Annotated in this window: 10 protein-coding genes; 5 read left to right on the forward strand and 5 right to left on the reverse strand. The window is 58.5% G+C overall.

The features are described 5' to 3' along the window. From BMZ36_RS12840 to BMZ36_RS12860, 5 genes are all read left to right on the forward strand, one after another. A partial coding sequence (locus tag BMZ36_RS12840) for a DUF2345 domain-containing protein (RefSeq protein ID WP_143086064.1) occupies positions 1 to 657 on the forward strand: 657 nt, incomplete at its 5' end. Between the two features lies 1 nt (position 658). Further along, positions 659 to 1,690: a DUF4123 domain-containing protein gene (locus BMZ36_RS12845; RefSeq protein ID WP_091197581.1), complete on the forward strand. Its 1,032-nt coding sequence runs from the start codon at positions 659 to 661 to the stop codon at positions 1,688 to 1,690. Between the two features lie 46 nt (positions 1,691 to 1,736). Further along, complete coding sequence (locus BMZ36_RS12850) at positions 1,737 to 4,598, forward strand: metallophosphoesterase (RefSeq protein ID WP_177187885.1); 2,862 nt, start codon at positions 1,737 to 1,739, stop codon at positions 4,596 to 4,598. A 15-nt stretch (positions 4,599 to 4,613) separates the two neighbouring features. Beyond that, complete coding sequence (locus tag BMZ36_RS12855; protein ID WP_143086065.1) at positions 4,614 to 5,981, forward strand: hypothetical protein; 1,368 nt, start codon at positions 4,614 to 4,616, stop codon at positions 5,979 to 5,981. 4 nt (positions 5,982 to 5,985) lie between these two features. Beyond that, positions 5,986 to 7,359 (forward strand): right-handed parallel beta-helix repeat-containing protein, encoded by a 1,374-nt coding sequence (locus BMZ36_RS12860; protein WP_091197459.1) that lies wholly within the window; start codon positions 5,986 to 5,988, stop codon positions 7,357 to 7,359. 72 nt (positions 7,360 to 7,431) lie between these two features. Here the strand turns inward: BMZ36_RS12860 and BMZ36_RS12865 are convergent, their stop codons facing one another. The 5 genes from BMZ36_RS12865 to BMZ36_RS12885 are packed head-to-tail and all read right to left on the reverse strand — an operon-like array spanning position 7,432 to position 17,171. Continuing rightward, a complete protein-coding gene (locus BMZ36_RS12865) occupies positions 7,432 to 10,317 on the reverse strand; it encodes an EAL domain-containing protein (RefSeq protein WP_091197463.1) in 2,886 nt (961 codons plus the stop codon). A 3-nt stretch (positions 10,318 to 10,320) separates the two neighbouring features. Next, the gene (locus tag BMZ36_RS12870) at positions 10,321 to 10,758 is read right to left on the reverse strand and encodes a response regulator (protein ID WP_091197467.1); all 438 of its coding nucleotides are present in this window, start codon (positions 10,756 to 10,758) and stop codon (positions 10,321 to 10,323) included. Beyond that, the gene (locus tag BMZ36_RS12875) at positions 10,730 to 12,490 is read right to left on the reverse strand and encodes a sensor histidine kinase (RefSeq protein ID WP_091197471.1); all 1,761 of its coding nucleotides are present in this window, start codon (positions 12,488 to 12,490) and stop codon (positions 10,730 to 10,732) included. Before BMZ36_RS12875 ends, BMZ36_RS12870 begins: the two co-directional genes overlap by 29 nt. Then, complete coding sequence (locus BMZ36_RS14660) at positions 12,487 to 15,105, reverse strand: PAS domain S-box protein (RefSeq protein ID WP_143086066.1); 2,619 nt, start codon at positions 15,103 to 15,105, stop codon at positions 12,487 to 12,489. Before BMZ36_RS14660 ends, BMZ36_RS12875 begins: the two co-directional genes overlap by 4 nt. Next, positions 15,102 to 17,171, reverse strand: coding sequence for an ATP-binding protein (locus tag BMZ36_RS12885; protein WP_091197475.1), 2,070 nt, complete (start codon positions 17,169 to 17,171; stop codon positions 15,102 to 15,104). The genes BMZ36_RS14660 and BMZ36_RS12885 overlap by 4 nt, the downstream gene beginning before the upstream one ends. Between the last annotated feature and the right edge of the window lie 167 nt (positions 17,172 to 17,338).

Genomic DNA, 17,338 nt, shown 5'->3' on the forward strand with positions numbered 1-17,338 from the left:
GACAACAGTGCCGGCCCCAAAACCAAACAAGGCCATCTGCATCATCTGCAACACGCCTTGAAGAGCTGGGAAGCCGGGAGCAATACCGACAAGGACAGCCAAAGCACTTCACAACAGCAAAACGGTCAACAAGCCTTGATCGTACTCAGTGCCCCGGCGGGCATTGTCAGTACCACCCCGCAAGCCCAGGCCCTGACTGCCGGAACCAATCTCGATCTGATTGCGCAACGTGATATCAACCAGACCAGCGGGCGGCGCTGGATACACAACGCCGGTCAGCACATCAGTCTGTTTGTTCAAGGAGTCAAAGAACAGATCAGCCTGAAACTCATTGCGGCACGCGGAAAGATCCAGATGCAGGCGCAGGATGACCACATCGAGATGAATGCGGCGAAGGATATAAAACAGACGGCGAATCAGAAACATCACACGGCGGCGCAAGAGGAAATCCTGTTGACCTCCGGCGGTGCCTACATCCGGATCAAGGGGGGCAAGATCGAACTGCACTGCCCCGGCAAGATTTCCTTCAAGGGCGGTACGCATGACTGGTCCGGGCCTGCACAGTTGAACGTTCCATTCCCCAGCTACTCGACCGTTTGCAAGGAATGCCTGCAAAAAGCCATTGCAGAAGGAGGCGCGGCGATTCCGCGCATTTGACATGCATATTCCCTACAACCAGCCGGAGCAGCGCGCCATTATCCAGACCCTGCAGGAAAAAGCGGGGCAGGAATGGGCGGCGTTCCATGAAGACCCTGCGCTGAATGCCTATCTGGTGATTGAACGGGCGATGGCTACGGAGCTCACGCGCCTGGCAAAGCGCCAGTTGCAAACATGCGCCCATGCCGTGCTGTTCGAACATACCCCGGAAGCACATCTTGCGGAATTATCCCCCTGGCTGATCGCGCTGCCGTCCCGGCCTGAACCTGCCGTGCTCGCGCCGGTTTACATGGCGGCCCAACTATACGGCGGCATGGTCTGGCTGTGGTCTGCGCTTGACTTGCCGGCATTGGCCGAGCATTTGCGCAAATTCATGGGCGCGACGCTTTACAACGAAGCCACGGGTGAAATCGAAGGAGACATCGCCCTGCGCAGCACCGATCCGCGCGTACTGCCCGGATTCATCGAAGCGCTTCACCCCCATCAAAGGGATGCTTTCCTGCAACCGATTCGCGCGTGCGCCATCTGGAACCGGCATTTGCAATGGCAACGATGGGACGGGCCTGCCGAGCCTGTCACGGAACCGCTACCGCCGCTGCATATCAGCCTGGGCCAGCTGGGCGTGATGAACCGGCACACCCAACCGGACAAGATTTTGCACTTGCTGGAAACCGAATACGGCCAACAAAACGACAGCCCGGTCCACTTGCATCTGCTATCGCAGACGCAGGATGCCCGCTACCGGGCAGTCTGCGCCTGCACAGAGACTGCCCGCCGCATCGGCTATGAAAACGATCAGGATCTCGCACTGTTTGCCTCACTGACCTATCTGTGCCACCCGCGTTTTTCCGAAGCGCCTCGCTTCCGGCAAGCCATGCAGGATGGCATACGCAACAAGATATCCCTCGCCAACACGGTGATCGCTTTACCGGATGCCGCTTGGGAAGAAATTGACCGGATGCATGCCACTGAATTCAACGCAGCCGATTCCCGCCCACTTCACGCCCCCACGCTTATTGAACGCCATGGTTGATCCCCGAAAGAATGCCGCGAAATCAGGCTCCCCAAAAGAAAACAGCTTGTGCGCTGCCGCTGCTTACCAGAAAGCCTCGACCAATATCGATCCGAAATGCCCGGACTGCGCGGATAAAGCCGAAATGCAGGCGGTGATTCTCTACCCCGCCTTGGGAACGCCGCACGTTGCGCCGGATACGGACGAAAAAATCCGCCTTTTCCTGATCGTGGAAGACAAGTGCGTGCAGGAGTTTGGCATCAACGGCGCGGAAGCCCCGTTTGCCTGGTATTACATCAATACCCACCTGCGTATCCTGCCCTTCAAGGATGCCCACAAGACCTCGGCCGACCTGACCGGTAAAAAGCTCTACAGCAGCCCGGCCGCCGCCAAAGCAGGCATCCAGGTTTGGTACAAAGGCCCGCACGGCTCAGAACCGGCCGGCGGGTGCGGGCTGGGCTGGAAAGACCGGCTGGTCAGCCATGACGGGCTATTTTTGGCCAATATTCGCAAAAGTGCGGTCAATCTGTTTGTTCATGGGGTAATCAGCCATGGCCTGGATGGGGTGAACCCTCTCATCGCTGCCCACAAAAAGGCCCCACAGGTTTGCGATACCACCAACCACCCGCTACGGCATCTGTTTGAAATCGAGCTTGATTTCAAGGGTCTCACCCTGCCCCCCCAGCCCGACACCATGTACACGCTCGCCTGGATGGTGACCTGTGTTTACAAGAGGGTGACTGAAGCATTCGGAGGCAGGAAGGTCAGCCACTGGGAACACCAGGACAAGCTGGTCTACGATTTTTTTGCGCAGATGCAAGAAAAAAAACAGCACTTTGCCAAACCGTTCATCTTCGACCTGGGGAAACTGAGCCCCGACAAATGGCCCAAGCAAAAGGAAACCGAAGCGGGCCGCATCAAGCCGTTTCATCCGTTTATTTTCAGAAAGCAAAGAACCTTTCTGGATATTGGCCACCTCACCGATCCGCATATTTCCTGCAGGCAGTTTGCGCTCGCCATGGCCGATGCCGCCATTCTGGAAGGCACCAGTTCACCGATCGGCCCCAAGCTAACCAATGGACTGGTTGCCACCCAAGCCCTGTTCGACAAATTTCAGAGTGGGCCAGACAAAGTCGATGCCATTTTCATGACGGGCGATCTGATCGATTTCAACCGCAACCTCGCACCCGGAAAAGTCACCGGCAAAAGCCCGAAAGACCAATGGGAACACTACAATCTGGCCGGCAATCTGGATGTGCCCGATTACTACCCGCGCGGGCTGGACGACATGCTGGTTTATTCGCTGATCAAGCGCGCATATGACCACAACTTGCCGGTATTCATGGTCACCGGCAACCACGAAGCCTACGACGAACCGTTTGGCATCTCGCCGCGCGTCAATAGTTATTCGGCTAAATTGGCTGCACGCCCAAGCTCGCGAGCGAAAACAGTATCAGACGCACTGAAGGCCGCCACTCGAGTTCAGCCAAGCGGGGGGCTGCGGGATTACGACCCCAATCAGGCCAAGGGCAAGATTCATTTTTCAAAAATCCCTGACCTCAGCATACGCAGGGCCAACGCCGGTATTCCCGCCGACCACAACCTGACCATTTATGAAGCCTGCCTGATCTACGGCCCCACCTTCCCGCAAACCATGCAAGGCTGGGATTTCATGCCGGACAACTTCGACTGGTTCTTTACCCTGTTTACCCCGCTGGCCGATTTCAGCGTGGCCTACAACGGCCAACGCCTGACCGGGCTGGAATGGGGCAATGCCGAACGCATGCTGGAGGGAAGTTATATTCCGGATGGCCTGCTGCCTAGAGCAAACGAAGCCATGAGCGACGATCAGTTGGCTTTGCTCAGCGCTGTATGTGAAAAAAATGCCAACCAGCACCTGCTGTTTACCCACTTCACGGCTGTCAGCTTCAACCAGTACAAACCGTTTTCCAAAAGCGATGTATGGGGAGTAAACAAACTGAGCGACAAAGAAACTTATGGCACGTTTGTATTGGGACGAAAGGCTCTGTTCAAGTGGGTTGATCAGGACAAAATCACCGGGCACTTCAGCGGTCATTCCCATCGAACCGGCGCCTATAAGGTCAAGCTGGACGAGGAAGACGAGGATAACCAGACCCTCGAGGTCGAAGCCCGCGACCCGGCCAAACAGAAAGCCAACCCGGATACCAAATACTGGGTGGGCACCAACTGCGGCGGCATGGGCGTGCAAAGCCTAGAAGGCGAACTCAACGGCTGGAACCTGATGCCGCCGGCAGGCTATCTCATCGAAGGGTACAACAGCCGCGCATCGAAAGTGGTGACCGCCACAGAGAAGCGAAATGCCCAACCCCGCTTTTGCGTCGCGCTGGATTACATGCAGTTCGTTGAAGAAAAGAAAATCATCGCCTGGAATTTCCTCACTGGTCCCCGGATGAATTACACCGCATCGGCAACACAGGTGGAGGGAATCACGATGACTGTTGAAAACGTTCATCACGCCAAGCCTTTTATCCGGGGGGTGACGTTTTATGTATGGGATAGTCAGTACAAGATTTTTATGGATTACTCCATAACCATCGACTCCGGCAGTCGCCAGCGCGATACCCTGCGTTACAACTGCTCGCATGCCAATCCCACCGGCTTGCTCGCAGCACTGCAAGCCAGCAAGCCGGCATTCGTCAAGGTGGAATTCAACCATGGATTGGCTAAGGTGACCGCCAAGGACGGGGCCAATCTCTACAATCAGTTCAACTTCGACGACCCGTGGATTTACCGGGTTCGCCCCATCACTCTGGAAGAAACCGTCGAGGTGTCTTTTGATCCCAATGGGGAGTTTCCGGATTGGAAGTGGTTATGGGGCGCATACCGTGATTCAGGACGTTACATCGATCCAAAGATTGTCACCGACAAACGCTCTGCACACCGTTAAGGAACCACCATGTCATTGACCCGCCGCCGCCTGCTCTCCTTTCTGGCCGTACTGCCCTGGATCGCATCCTGCAAGGCAGCTTCATCGACTCTGACCTCCAAAATCAAGGATCTCAAGATGCAAGCCATCAGCGCCGAAGAACTCGAACTCATCAAGAACCCGCTTTCCCGACCGGCCTGGTTCGCCCGACACAACCTGCCGCAAGGCCAGCCGCTGGAAATCCGCCAGCGGGTATTCGGCGATACCCGCATGCTGCTGCGCGGGGCAGACATCAAGAATGTGCGATTCATCAATTGCGTGTTTGAACTGTTCCAAGGCTACGACAACAACTTGCTGAACGTTACCTTCGAAGAATGCCAATTTTTCGGCGGGGTGTTTACGGGCACCGAGTGGAAGAATACCAAGCTACTACGCTGCGAGGCTGAAGGCCCCTTCAAGATCGGCTGCGCCAACGGCGATGTAACCTTTGAAGAATGCAAGCTCCAAGGGATGACCGCCAAGGAAGGGGGATATGGTAATTGGTCTGATCATTTCGGTATCGCCACCGCGTCAAATGGTGCAAATCGTTTTATCAAGTGCAAGCTATCCAACTTAGCAACGCATGGCGGGGTTGAACTCAAAATTGATACCTGCGAAATTCATGATTTTCTTGGTAATTGCCCTAGCAAGCAGGGCAAATTGCTTATCCACAACTCCAAATCAAGTGGGAACATGGATTTTACCGGGGCATCCGGCATGTTTTCCCTCATCTCCATCAAAAACTCCCAACTGGGCGAAGTGGATTTGATGTCGAGCGCCAGCAAGGTTTTCGAGATCGAAGACAGCTCGCTCAGCCTCAAGATGGGGGCCGTAGATGCCAAATATGAAAAGGCCACTTTCCGTCGGGTAAAGTTTCATGGGGAGGGATTGTATTGCCCCTTGGCCAGGTTTTTTACGCTGGAAATCGATGCTTGTGATTTTGGTGGTAAAGGATTGGCATTGTATGGCGCGCCTAATCCGCGCCCTAAACTGGGGGAGTATCTGCTCTATAGAACACTCTTTAACCATATTAACTTCCGCAACATGACCATCCCCAAAGCCAAGATAGACTACATGCATGCGGGCACCCTCACCCTCGAAAATGTATCCCTCGCCGACGCCGATCTCTCGCATGGCTGTTTCGGAACTGTGCAGTTCAAGAATGCCAAGCTCGGCGGCAAGATCGACCTGACCGAGACCACCATCCGCCAGATCGACAACCAAGGGCTAACCAACACCGCCCAGATCACCGGCAAGCTCGAAGCCAATCCCAACGCACCGCTCCCCGATCTGGCCGCACTGGATCAACCGCCGGGCCGCCCGATGCAGACCCCGTCCAAGAAGAAGCCGCAAGGAAAACACTGACACCATGCGCTTCACCCGCCGCCGCTTGCTCTCCTTGATCGCCGTCCTGCCGTGGGTTGCTTCGTGCAAAGCCTCCCCGTCGGCACTGACTTCAAAAATCAAGGATCTCAAGATGCAAGCCATCAGCGCCGAAGAACTCGAACTCATCAAGAACCCGCTTTCCCGCCCGGCCTGGTTCGCCCGACAAAACCTGCCGCAAGGCCAGCCGCTGGAAATCCGCCAGCGGGTATTCGGCGATACCCGCATGCTGCTGCGCGGGGCCGACATCAAGAACGTGCGCTTCATCAACTGCGTGTTCGAACTGTTTCAGGGTTACGACAATAAACTGGAAAACGTCACCTTCGAGGAGTGCCAGTTTTTCGGGGGAGTCTTTACGGGATCTTTTTGGAAGAACGCTAAGCTAGTCCGTTGTGAAGCGGAAGGCCCATTTCAAATCGGCTGTGCAAACGGCGATGTAACCTTTGAAGAATGCGTGCTTCGAGGGATGACCGCCAAGGAAGGGGGGTATGGCAATTGGTCTGATCATTTCGGCTTGGCAACTGGGCAAGGCGGACACGCAACCTTCAAGAATTGCAAAATAAATAACGTACAGTCAGGTGGAGCAAAATCACTTCGCCTGATTGGCTGTGAAATTGGGGATTTATATGCCAATTTGCGTAGTCAAAGTGGGGAATTAATCATAGAGAATTGCCACGCCAAGGGGAAACAGGATTTTGCAGGCGGCGGCAATTATTACTCCCTCATCTCCATCAAAAAATCCCAACTGGGCGAAGTGGATTTGATGTCGAGCGCCAGCAAGGTTTTCGAGATCGAAGACAGCTCGCTCAGCCTCAAGATGGGGGCTGTGAGCGCCAAATACGAAAAAGCCTCTTTCCGCCGGGTGAAGTTTCATGGAGAGGGATTGTATTGCCCCTTGGCCCGGTTTATCAGCTTAGAAATGGATAACTGCTCTCTGGAAGGAAAAGGACTTCAGTTATTTGGGGAAACAAACGACCAGCCCTTACCCGGAGAATATCCGTTCTACTGGACCCGCATTCGCCACCTGACCTTCCGCAACATGACCATCCCCAAAGCCAAGATGGACTATATCCATGCAGGCACCCTCACCCTCGAAAATGTATCCCTCGCCGACGCCGATCTCTCGCATGGCTGTTTCGGAACTGTGCAGTTCAAGAATGCCAAGCTCGGCGGCAAGATCGACCTGACCGAGACCACCATCCGCCAGATCGACAACCAAGGGCTAACCAACACCGCCCAGATCACCGGCAAGCTCGAAGCCAACCCCAGCGCACCGCTGCCCGATCTCGCCGCATTGGATCAACCGCCGGGCCGTCCGATGCAGACACCGCCCAAGAAGAAGCCGCAAGGAAAACACTGACACCATGCGCTTCACCCGCCGCCGCTTGCTCTCCTTGATCGCCGTCCTGCCGTGGGTTGCCCCCGATAACGATCACCCTTTGATACGCCCTGCCCTCGGCTTGATGACCGCTTCGTAATACAGGAAAGCATCGCGGATATGCTCCTGCAACAAGGCATCGTCCCAAGGCTTGTAGAGGAACTTGTAGATGGCGCCTTCGTTGACCGCCAGCGTGACCGATTCCAGATCGGCATAGCCGGACAGCACGATCCGCACCGTATCGGGGTGCAGTTCCTTGACCCGGTGCAGGAATTCCGTGCCGGCCATCTCCGGCATGCGCTGGTCGGAGAGGATAACCTGGACGGGATGGGTTGCCAGCAGTTCGAGCCCTTCCCGTCCGCTGCCTGCCGTCAGGATATGGTACCCCTCCCGGCGCAGCAGCCTGCTCAATGCCGAGAGGATGTTCGGCTCGTCATCGACCAGCAGCAACGTATGCTCGGCGGCCAGCGGCGGTAATCGTGTCAGCGACAGGGTTTTCCCGGCAATCATGAAATCCAGAAAAGACTCCGCGGGCACCGGCTTGGCAAAAAAGTAGCCTTGCATTTCATCGCAATCGTGCATCTGCAGATACCCGAGTTGCGCCTCGGTTTCGACGCCTTCGGCCACGACCTTGAGGCCCATGCGGTGCGCCAGCTCGATGATCGAAACGGCAATCAGCGCCGATTCGGGCTCGGTGACGATGTCGCGCACGAATGACTGGTCGATCTTGAGGGCATCGATGGGAAAGCGGCTCAGGTAGGCGAATCCCGAATAGCCGGTGCCGAAATCGTCCAGTGACAGTTTGACGCCAATGCGTTTCAGCGACTGGAGGATGGCAATGGTCTGCTGAGGATCCTCCATAAGCATGCTCTCGGTCACCTCCAGCTCCAGACAGGCGGGCGGAACGCCGTTGCGCGCCAGGGCGTCGCTGACGATCCGCTGCAGATCGCCGGAATAGAACTGCCGTTCGGAAACGTTTACCGCCAGACGCAGGTCGAGCCAGCCGGCATCCCGCCAGCAACGCAACTGGCGACAGGCTTCGTCGATCACCCAGCTTCCCATGGGAACGATGAGCCCGGTTCTTTCCGCCAGCGTAACGAACCGCCCCGGCATTTCCAATCCCGATCCGGGACGTTGCCAGCGAATCAGCGCCTCGGCACCAATGATTTGCCCCGTCCGCAAATTGACCTTGGGTTGATAATGCAGAGCGAATTCATTACGTTCCAGCGCCCGCCGCAGGCCTGCTTCAAGCTCCAGTTGCGCCAAGGCTTCCGCGTTCATGGCTGCCGTGTAGAAACAGAAACGGTTGCGTCCGAGCTCCTTGGCCCGGTACATGGCTGCATCCGCATCGCGCAGCAGATCGGCAGCCTTGGTTCCGTCGTTCGGAAAAATGCTGATGCCGATGCTGGCGCCGAGGTAAACCTCGTTGTTTCCCGACAACAGGAAAGGCGCGGCCAGCGCATCCAGCTGCTTCTGCGCTGTCGTGGCCGCGGCATCGAGTTCGTCGATATCCAGCAGCAACAGGAATTCATCGCCGCCGAAACGCCCGAGCGTCGCTTCGCCCTTTAACTGAGCAGACAGGCGCCGGGCAACATCAATCAGCAACTGGTCGCCGGCCAAATGACCCAGACTGTCGTTCACCGTATTGAAGCGGTCGAGATCGATGAACATGACCGCCACTCGACACCCCAGCCTTTGTGCCCGCTCCATGGCATGCGCCAGACGCAGTTGCAGCAGGACGCGATTGGGCAGATCGGTCAGCGGATCGTAGTGCGCCAGATGCGCCAGACGTTCCTCGCTGCGCTTGAGCTGGGTGATGTCCGAGAACACCCCGACGTAATGCGTGACATTGTCTTGAGCATCGCAAACGGCCGAAATGGTCATCCAGGCGGGGAAGGATTCGCCGCTCTTGCGCCGGTCCCAGAGCTCCCCCTGCCATTGCCCGTTTTGCCGCAAACTGCTCCAGATCGCCTGGTAAAACTCGGGGCCTTGCCGGTCTGATTGCAGCATGCGTGGATTGCGCCCCAACGCTTCGGCTTCGCTGTAGCCGGTGATTTCCGTGAACGCCTTGTTGACGGCCAGGATACTTCCGTCCAGAGCGGCAATGATGACACCGTCGCGGGTGCTTTCGAAAACGGTCGCGGCCTGGCGCAATTTCTCCTCGGCCCAATGGCGCTCGGTCACGTCCTGGGCCACCCCGACATAGCAGGACACGGACATGCTCGGAAAGCTGGCTTGCTGGCCCCGGTCCCTGATCCAGCGCACTGAGCCGTCCGGGCGCACGATGCGATATTCCAGATCGAACGCGCCACCTGCCTTGTGTGCCGACAGAACGATGTCCAGCGCCCTTTTCCGGTCATCGGGATGGATGGATTCAGAGAAGATGCGCGGATTCTCGTACAGCGCGGAACAAGGCTGTTGCCAGACATTTTCGAAAGCGGGGCTGGCATAGAAAACCTGTCTCAGGTCGATATCGGCCATCCATATGACTTCGGAAATGCTGGCCGCAATCAACCTGAAACGCTCTTCGCTCTCCCGTAGCGCCCGTTCGGCCGCCTGTCGTGCCAGCCGCTGCTCGCGGTCGCTGAAACAGCGTTCCAGCGCCGGGCAAAGCCGGGCAAGCCGATCCTTGATGACAAAATCCCAGACCCCCCGCTTGAGCAATTCGACCGCAACTTCTTCGCCCACACTGCCGGAAACAAGAATGATGGGGGTGTCGGGCAAACGGTTGGCCAACAGCCCCAACGTATCCTGAAAATCCAGGCCGGGGACCTTGTAATCGGCCAGGATTGCATCCCAGCGCATCTCGCCCAACGCGGACAACAAACTGCTCCAGTCGTCGACCCGGACCATGTTCGCCTGCATGTTCTGACGCTGCAGATGACGGCTTACCAGCAGAAAATCCGCGGGGTCGTCTTCAATGTAGAGAAGATTGAGCATAGGCTATTTCTGTATCGGTTCGTTGGTAGCAAGCCAGTAGATACCAAGCCGCGCCACCGTTTCGGCGAACTCGGCGAAATCGAGTGGCTTGCGGACAAAACTGTTGGCCCTGCTTTCATAACTTTTGAGGCGATCGCGTTCCTCGTCGGATGAAGTGAGCATTACCACCGGAATCAGCGAAGTACGCGGATCGGCACGCAGTCTTGCCAGCACCTCCAGGCCGGACAGGCGCGGCAGCCCGATGTCGAGCAGCACCACGGCAGGCTCTTCATCCTGCGGACGCGCAGCAAACTCGCCCTCGCAGAACAGATAATCCAGCGCCTGCTGACCATCGCGCGCAACGTCGATGCAATTGGCCAGATTGATTTTTCTCAGCGCCCGCAGAATCAATATTTCGTCCTGGGGATTGTCTTCAACCAGCAGGATGCTTCTTTTCTTCATGACTATCCTCCACCCCTGACATCACCGATGGCAGAGAAAAACAGAATATCGCACCACTCCCCGGAACCCCCTCGGCACGAATGTTCCCGCCGTGACGGTGAATGATGCGGCGAACGGTGGCCAGTCCGATGCCGATGCCGGGGAATTCGTCCTGCCGGTGCAGGCGGTAGAAAGGCTGGTAAAGTCGTTCGACATGCGCCATGTCAAAACCGGCCCCGTTGTCGGCAACGCAAATCGCCGGATGACCGTCCACCTCGCCTCTGTAGACCCTGATGACAGCGTGCTCCCGACCGCGAGTAAACTTCCAGGCATTGTCGACGAGCTGATTCATCGCTATTTCCAGCATAGTCCTGTCGCCCGCAACGGCAAGACCCGGGGCGATTTCCGCATCGATTTGCCGCTGCGGTTCGATACGCGCCAAATCGTCGAACCGTTTTTCTGCCAACTGCGAAATATCGACGCTCTGGCGCAGCAACTCGCCGCGCGAGCAGCGCAGCAACGCGAGGATGCCGTCGATCAACGCCCCCATGTTGCGGTTGGCCAGAGTGATTTGCATGAGGCAACTCCGGGCCTCGGCATCGAGCTGGCCGGCATGCTCCTCGGTCAATAGGTGCGCGAATCCGTCGATTGCGCGCAACGGGGCGCGCAGGTTGTGCGCCAGCGCGTAGGCAAGGTCTTCCAGTTCGAGGTTGGCCGCATTCAGTTCGGCGGTTCGTTCGGCCACGCGCTGTTCCAGTTCGGCATTGAGGCGACGGATTTCGTCCTCGGCCTGTTTGCGTGCAGTAATCTCGCGCGAGATGCCAAAGAGGCCGGCCACCTGTCCTTTTTCATCGAATACCGGGCCTTTTGTCACCAGGAACACCAAGGATTTGCCATCCTGCGTCGTCAGTTGCTCCTCGTGGGTTTGAGTGTGTCCGGCAGACATGACTGTTTGGTCCATCGCCCTCAGGTAGGCGGCCGATTCGGCCGGAAACAGGGCCCGGTCGTCATGCCCGATAATTTCGCTTTGCGTCTTGCCAACAAAACCGGCGGCAGCATCGTTGACCAGCAGATAGCGCCCGCGCGCATCCTTGACGAACACGGCATCCTCGGTGCCCGAAATAACGACATCCAGCAGGCGTCTGTTTGTTTCCGCCCTCGCCAGCGAACGCCGCAGCATCGCACTCAATATGCTGACCGCCAGGCCATTGATGAGCAGAAAGCTCCACTGCAACAGGTCGTAACTTGCGGCGATATGGAAACTGCCTCGTGGAGGAAGGGAAAAATAGGCCACGCCCAGACCAGCCAGGGCGGTCGAGACCAGGCCGGGGCCAAGGCCGCCGAGCAAGGCACTGAAGGTAATCGGAAACATGAAAAGGATCAGCAGCGACCGACCGCCGATTCCTGCCGAAATGCTCTCGCGCAAGGCCAGCATGGCCAGCGTCATGAGCACGGCAAACGAATAGCTTAACCATACGGGGAGTCGCCCCGGCGAAACACCGCTGGACAGCGCTTCCAGCAGCCGCGCCGAATCACCGTCGCCATCCCCGGTCGGCACAGCCCTGAGTGCCAGGAAAAACGTGGCGGCCGAAGCGGCGACGAAAAAAACGCCCTTGGCCGTCGACAGCCAGACGATGGACTGGACATCGGCAAACATCGCCAGCAACCGGTCCGACATGAAAATCCAGAGCGACGCCAGCACCGCGTACGCCACGACGCAGAACAGGATGAAACGATCGCGCGCTGAAGTCATGCCGAAACCTCTTCCCTGCTCAGCGTGAAACAGAAGGTGGCGCCGTTGCCCGGCGCTGCCTTGACGGTGATCCTGCCACCGTGACGGCGGACAATGCGCTGCACGGTCGCCAACCCGATGCCGATTCCGGGGAACTCATCCTGGCGGTGCAGGCGGCGGAAGGGCTGGAACAGTTGGTCGGCATGCGCCATGTCAAAACCGGCGCCATTGTCCGCCACACAGATAGCGGGGCAGTCATCGATTTCTCCAGAATAGACCCTGACCACGGGCTGCGATGTTCTTGCCGTGTATTTCCAGGCATTGCCGAGCAGGTTGTGCATCACGGACGCCAGCATGCGCGGATCGCCGTATACCGTCAGCCCCGGTTCGACCTCTGCACTGACTGCACGCTCCGGTTCGGAACGCGCCAACTCGGCCAGAATGTTGGCCGACAGCGCCGACAGATCGACCGTATCGCACTGCAGTTCGCCGCGCGTGCTGCGCGAAAGCGCGAGGATGCCTTCGATCAGTTCGCTCATCTTGTGGCTGGCAATCGCAATTTGATCAAGCCAGGTTCTGGCGTCCCCGTCGAGCTTGTCGCCGTAATCCTCGATCAGCGCCTGCGAAAAACCGGTCATGGCGCGCAGGGGCGCGCGCAAGTCATGCGACACGGCATAGGCAAAGCTGTCGAGCTCCTTGTTGGCGGCGGTCAGTTCGGCCGTGCGCTGCTCGACCCGTTGCTCCAGATCGGCGTTGAGACGCTGGATTTCCTGTTCGGCTTTTTTGCGCGCCGTAACGTTCTCGGTCACGATGACCACTTCGCCCGCTGCCGGGGAATAGATGTAGAACGAAAACCAGCGGTCCAGCAAAGCCAGATAATGCTCCCACCGCACGGGGATACCGGTGGCGGCGACCCGGCCGAAAACGGCAAGCGACTCCGGATTCTGTTCGCAATAGCCGGGCAGAACCTCGCTGATGCGCCGTCCCGCGACGTTTTCCCGGATTCCGGTCACTTCGGCGAATGCCGGATTGGTCGAAATATATTCGAAATTGACTGGCCGGCCCGTGTCGAAGATCACGCGGCAATGGACCACGCTGTTCATGATGTTGTCGTAGAGCGAGCGGTAGGTTTTTTCCGCCACCTTGCGTTCCGTGATGTCGCGGTGCATGCCCATCAAGCCGAGCACCTCGCCGCCGGGGCCGGTAATCCGGGCGCCGCTCGATTCCGCCCAGAACTCGCTGCCATCCTTGCGCCGGTAGCGCAGTTCATATGTCCCGCCTTCGCTCGTCCCGTCACGGAAACGGCGGCGCCCCTGCTCGATGTAATCGGCCGGGTCGGCATACAGGAATTCGGTGGTGCGCCCGATGACTTCGTCGGCCGAATAACCGAACGTACGCGTGAAAGCCGGGTTGACCAGCCGGATACGGCGCGAAGTATCGGCAAAAATGACCGAATCGAAGATGCTGTCAAAAATGGCGCGGAATTTCGCTTCGTTCTCGCCCAGCACGGCTTCGGCGCGCTTGCGGCGACGGATATTGGCCAGCAGGACGGCAATGGTGACCGACTGCGCCAGCAGAAACGCCACCGTTCCGGCAATGACCGTACCGTATTGCTCCCAAGCCGCCGGTGGCCGATTGACGAACCGGGTATTCGCCGGCAGGCGACTGACATCGCCACCCCAGCGTTGAATTTGCTGCCAATCGAACATTGGCATGCTTTCATTCATGCGCAAGGTTCCGACATCCGCGGTGCCGGCCCCTTGCAGCATGTCCAGCGCCAGCCGCCCGGCCCGCTCCCCGGATGCTTCGACCGGAATGACCGATCCGCCGATTCCGCCGTTGCGCAGGTTGTAGTCGTAAAAGCCGAACACGGGCGCATTGGCCGCCTTGACGATCATGTTTTCGGCCTCGTAGGCCAGCGCCACGCGGCCTTTTGCATCGACGTTGTACTGGGTAAAGACGATAAGGCTTTTGGGCGGCAGGCTCGCCACCCGCTGCAGAATGTCGTCGAGCGTCATGCCGATGGTGTACTCGAAAGCCAGCCGCTCTTTCCAGGGCTGCGCCACCTGGGCGGCCTGCTCGGCCACCTTGATATCCGCCGCGCTGCTGCCCGAGACGAACACCACCCGCTGCGTCTGCGGAAACAGCTCCAGCGCGCGTGCCAGCGTACCCTTGATATCGAACTGGTTGACCTCGCCTACGATGCTGCGCCCCCGTTTTTCCGTTTCCAGCAAGGGGCGGTGCTGAATGGTGATCACCGGTGCCTGCGGGGCGATCTCCCTGCCCTCTGCGAGCAAAAACTCGAGCGCCGGTTGCTGCAGGGTGACAATGAGATCGATCCGGCGCTGCGCATACTTCTTGTGGAGTATCTCGCGCAATTCCTCGCGGTATCCTGGCACATCACGGTTGCGCTGCAGATCGAGATACTCGGCATGGACATTGGTCACGGGGAAACCGGCTTCAGTCATGCTCTTGAAAAAACCGTCGCTGAAGAGTTCCACGCCGCGACCGCCGTAGCCGTAGGCATAGAGCAGCAATATCCGCTTCTGCGAAAGATCGGCAGCCTGGACAGGCTGCGCCAGAAAAGCGCAACACGCCAGGAAAAGCAGGATCAGACGGCTGGCAACAATGGTCATGATGCTCCGCCCCCCTCCGCCAGCGTAAAGCAGAAAGTCGCCCCCTCGCCGGGTGCTGCGCGGGCTTCGATCCTGCCGCCGTGGCGATGGACGATGCGCTGCACGGTCGCGAGCCCGATACCGATTCCCGGAAATTCATCCTGCCGGTGCAAGCGGCGGAAAGGCAGGAACAGTTGGCCGGCATGCGCCATGTCAAAGCCGGCGCCGTTATCCGTCACGCAAAAGCCGGAGCGTCCGTCCAACTCGCAGGAACAGACCCGGATCATGGCCTGAGACGTCCTGGATGTATATTTCCAGGCGTTGCCCAGCAGGTTGTGCATCACGGCTTCGATCATGCGCGCATCGCCGAACGCCACCAGCCGGGGTTCGATGTCCATACTGACTTCACGCTCCGGCTCGGTACGCGCCAGTTCAGCCAGAATGCCGGCTGACAGCGCCGACAGATCGACCGTGTCACGCCGCAATTCGCCGCGCGTGCTGCGCGACAACGCAAGAATGCCTTCGATCAGATCGCTCATCTTGCGACTGGCGATACCGATCTGGCCAAGGTAGTTCCTGGCCTCGCCCTCCAGCTTGTCGCCGAAATCCTCGATCAACGCCTGCGAAAAACCGTGCATGGCCCTGAGCGGTGCGCGCAGGTCATGCGAAACCGCATAGGCAAAGGCATCCAGTTCCTGGTTGGCCGCGGAAAGCTCGGCCGTGCGCTCGGCTACGCGCCGCTCCAAGCCGGCGTTGAGCCGGAGAATTTCCTGCCGCGCCGCTACGCGTTCGGTGATGTCTTCGGAAAAGATCACGATTCCGCCGATGGCGCCCCCGGACTTATGCCACGGTCGCACTTCCCAGCGCAGCCATTGTTCAGCGCCATCGGCCCGCACGAAACGATCTTCATCTGCATAGAGGATTTCACCCGCCAAGCCGCGACGGTGCACTTCCTTCCATGCCTCGGTAATTTCCGGGAATACTTCGTAATGCGACAGGCCAAGAATATCCCGCTCGCCCAGCGCATAATCGTCCAGCCAGCGACGGCTGACAGCGAGGTAGCCCATCTCGCGGTCGAACATCGCCAGCGCGGCCGGCGCATGGTCGATCAGCAACTGCAGCCGTTCCTGGCTCTCGTGCAGCGACGCCGCCGATTGCTCGGCGGCCAGCCTGGCATCTTCCAGTCGCTTGAAAAGGTCGAGATTGGCCAGCCCGACCGACATGGCATCGGCCAGCGCTTGCTGCAATTCGAGTTCCCCGGGCGTGGCCAGATGCTGCGTGGCCCAGTAGCAGCCGATGGCGCCGACCGGCTGTTCGCGGCCGATGGGCGCCATGGACAGGCTCTTGACGAAAGTCGGGCGGTACGCGGCATGGGGAATGCGCGGATCGGCGTAAATGTCCTTGATGGCGACCGTCTGGGCGTGGAGCATGACCCAGCCGGAAATACAGGATTCGAGCGGATAACGCTGCCCTTTCCAAAGCGGACCGATGGCATCTTCGTCCACGTAATGGCAGCAGCCGTTGTCGCGCAGTACCAGCGTGGCGCCGTCGGCGCCAGTCAATTCACGCACGGCCCGGCGGATGATTGCCATCAGGCTCGGCAGATCGCGCACAGCAGCGACTTTCTCGACCACCTCGGCCAGACGGCGCAACCGTTCGGCGCTGCGACCGAGTTCGGCTGCCGCCAGTGCTTCGTCCCTGCGCCGCATCAGTTTGCGCAAGCGATCGTGAAATATGGCGAACAGGCACCCCAGGAACACGAAAACCGCCGAGGAAAAACTGGCCGCCAGATTCTTGCCGGTGAACGACATCACCGGCGGTAGGAAGAAATACCAGACCAGCAGCGTACTGATCAGCGTGGCGCCAATCCCGCCAAACAGGCCACCAATCCAGGCGCAGAAGAACGCCACGGGGAAAAAGAGAAACCAGACATAGGGCTTGAAGTAATCCCACAACAGCCATTGGGCGGCGAGAGCGACAAACGGCAGCGCCAGAGCGAATATCAGCCTGACATGGCGTGCAGGAAGTCTGGTGGCGATGATGGACTCGTTCCGTCCGGAAACCTGGTCATGAGGGGTGTTTTGCATGCTGCTGGAAACCGTCTTGCCCAGCTTCTTTTATAGCTCGCCCTGAATGGTGCGCCGCAGAGAAATTTCCTGCGAAGTTTCCGGTCAAACCAACGGGTAGCCCGGATGCAGCGCAGCGGAATCCGGGAACACGGGTTCAAAGACAAACCGGGTTTGTGCCCCCCCCC

Source organism: Formivibrio citricus (genome assembly GCF_900115065.1).
GTDB lineage: Bacteria > Pseudomonadota > Gammaproteobacteria > Burkholderiales > Chitinibacteraceae > Formivibrio > Formivibrio citricus.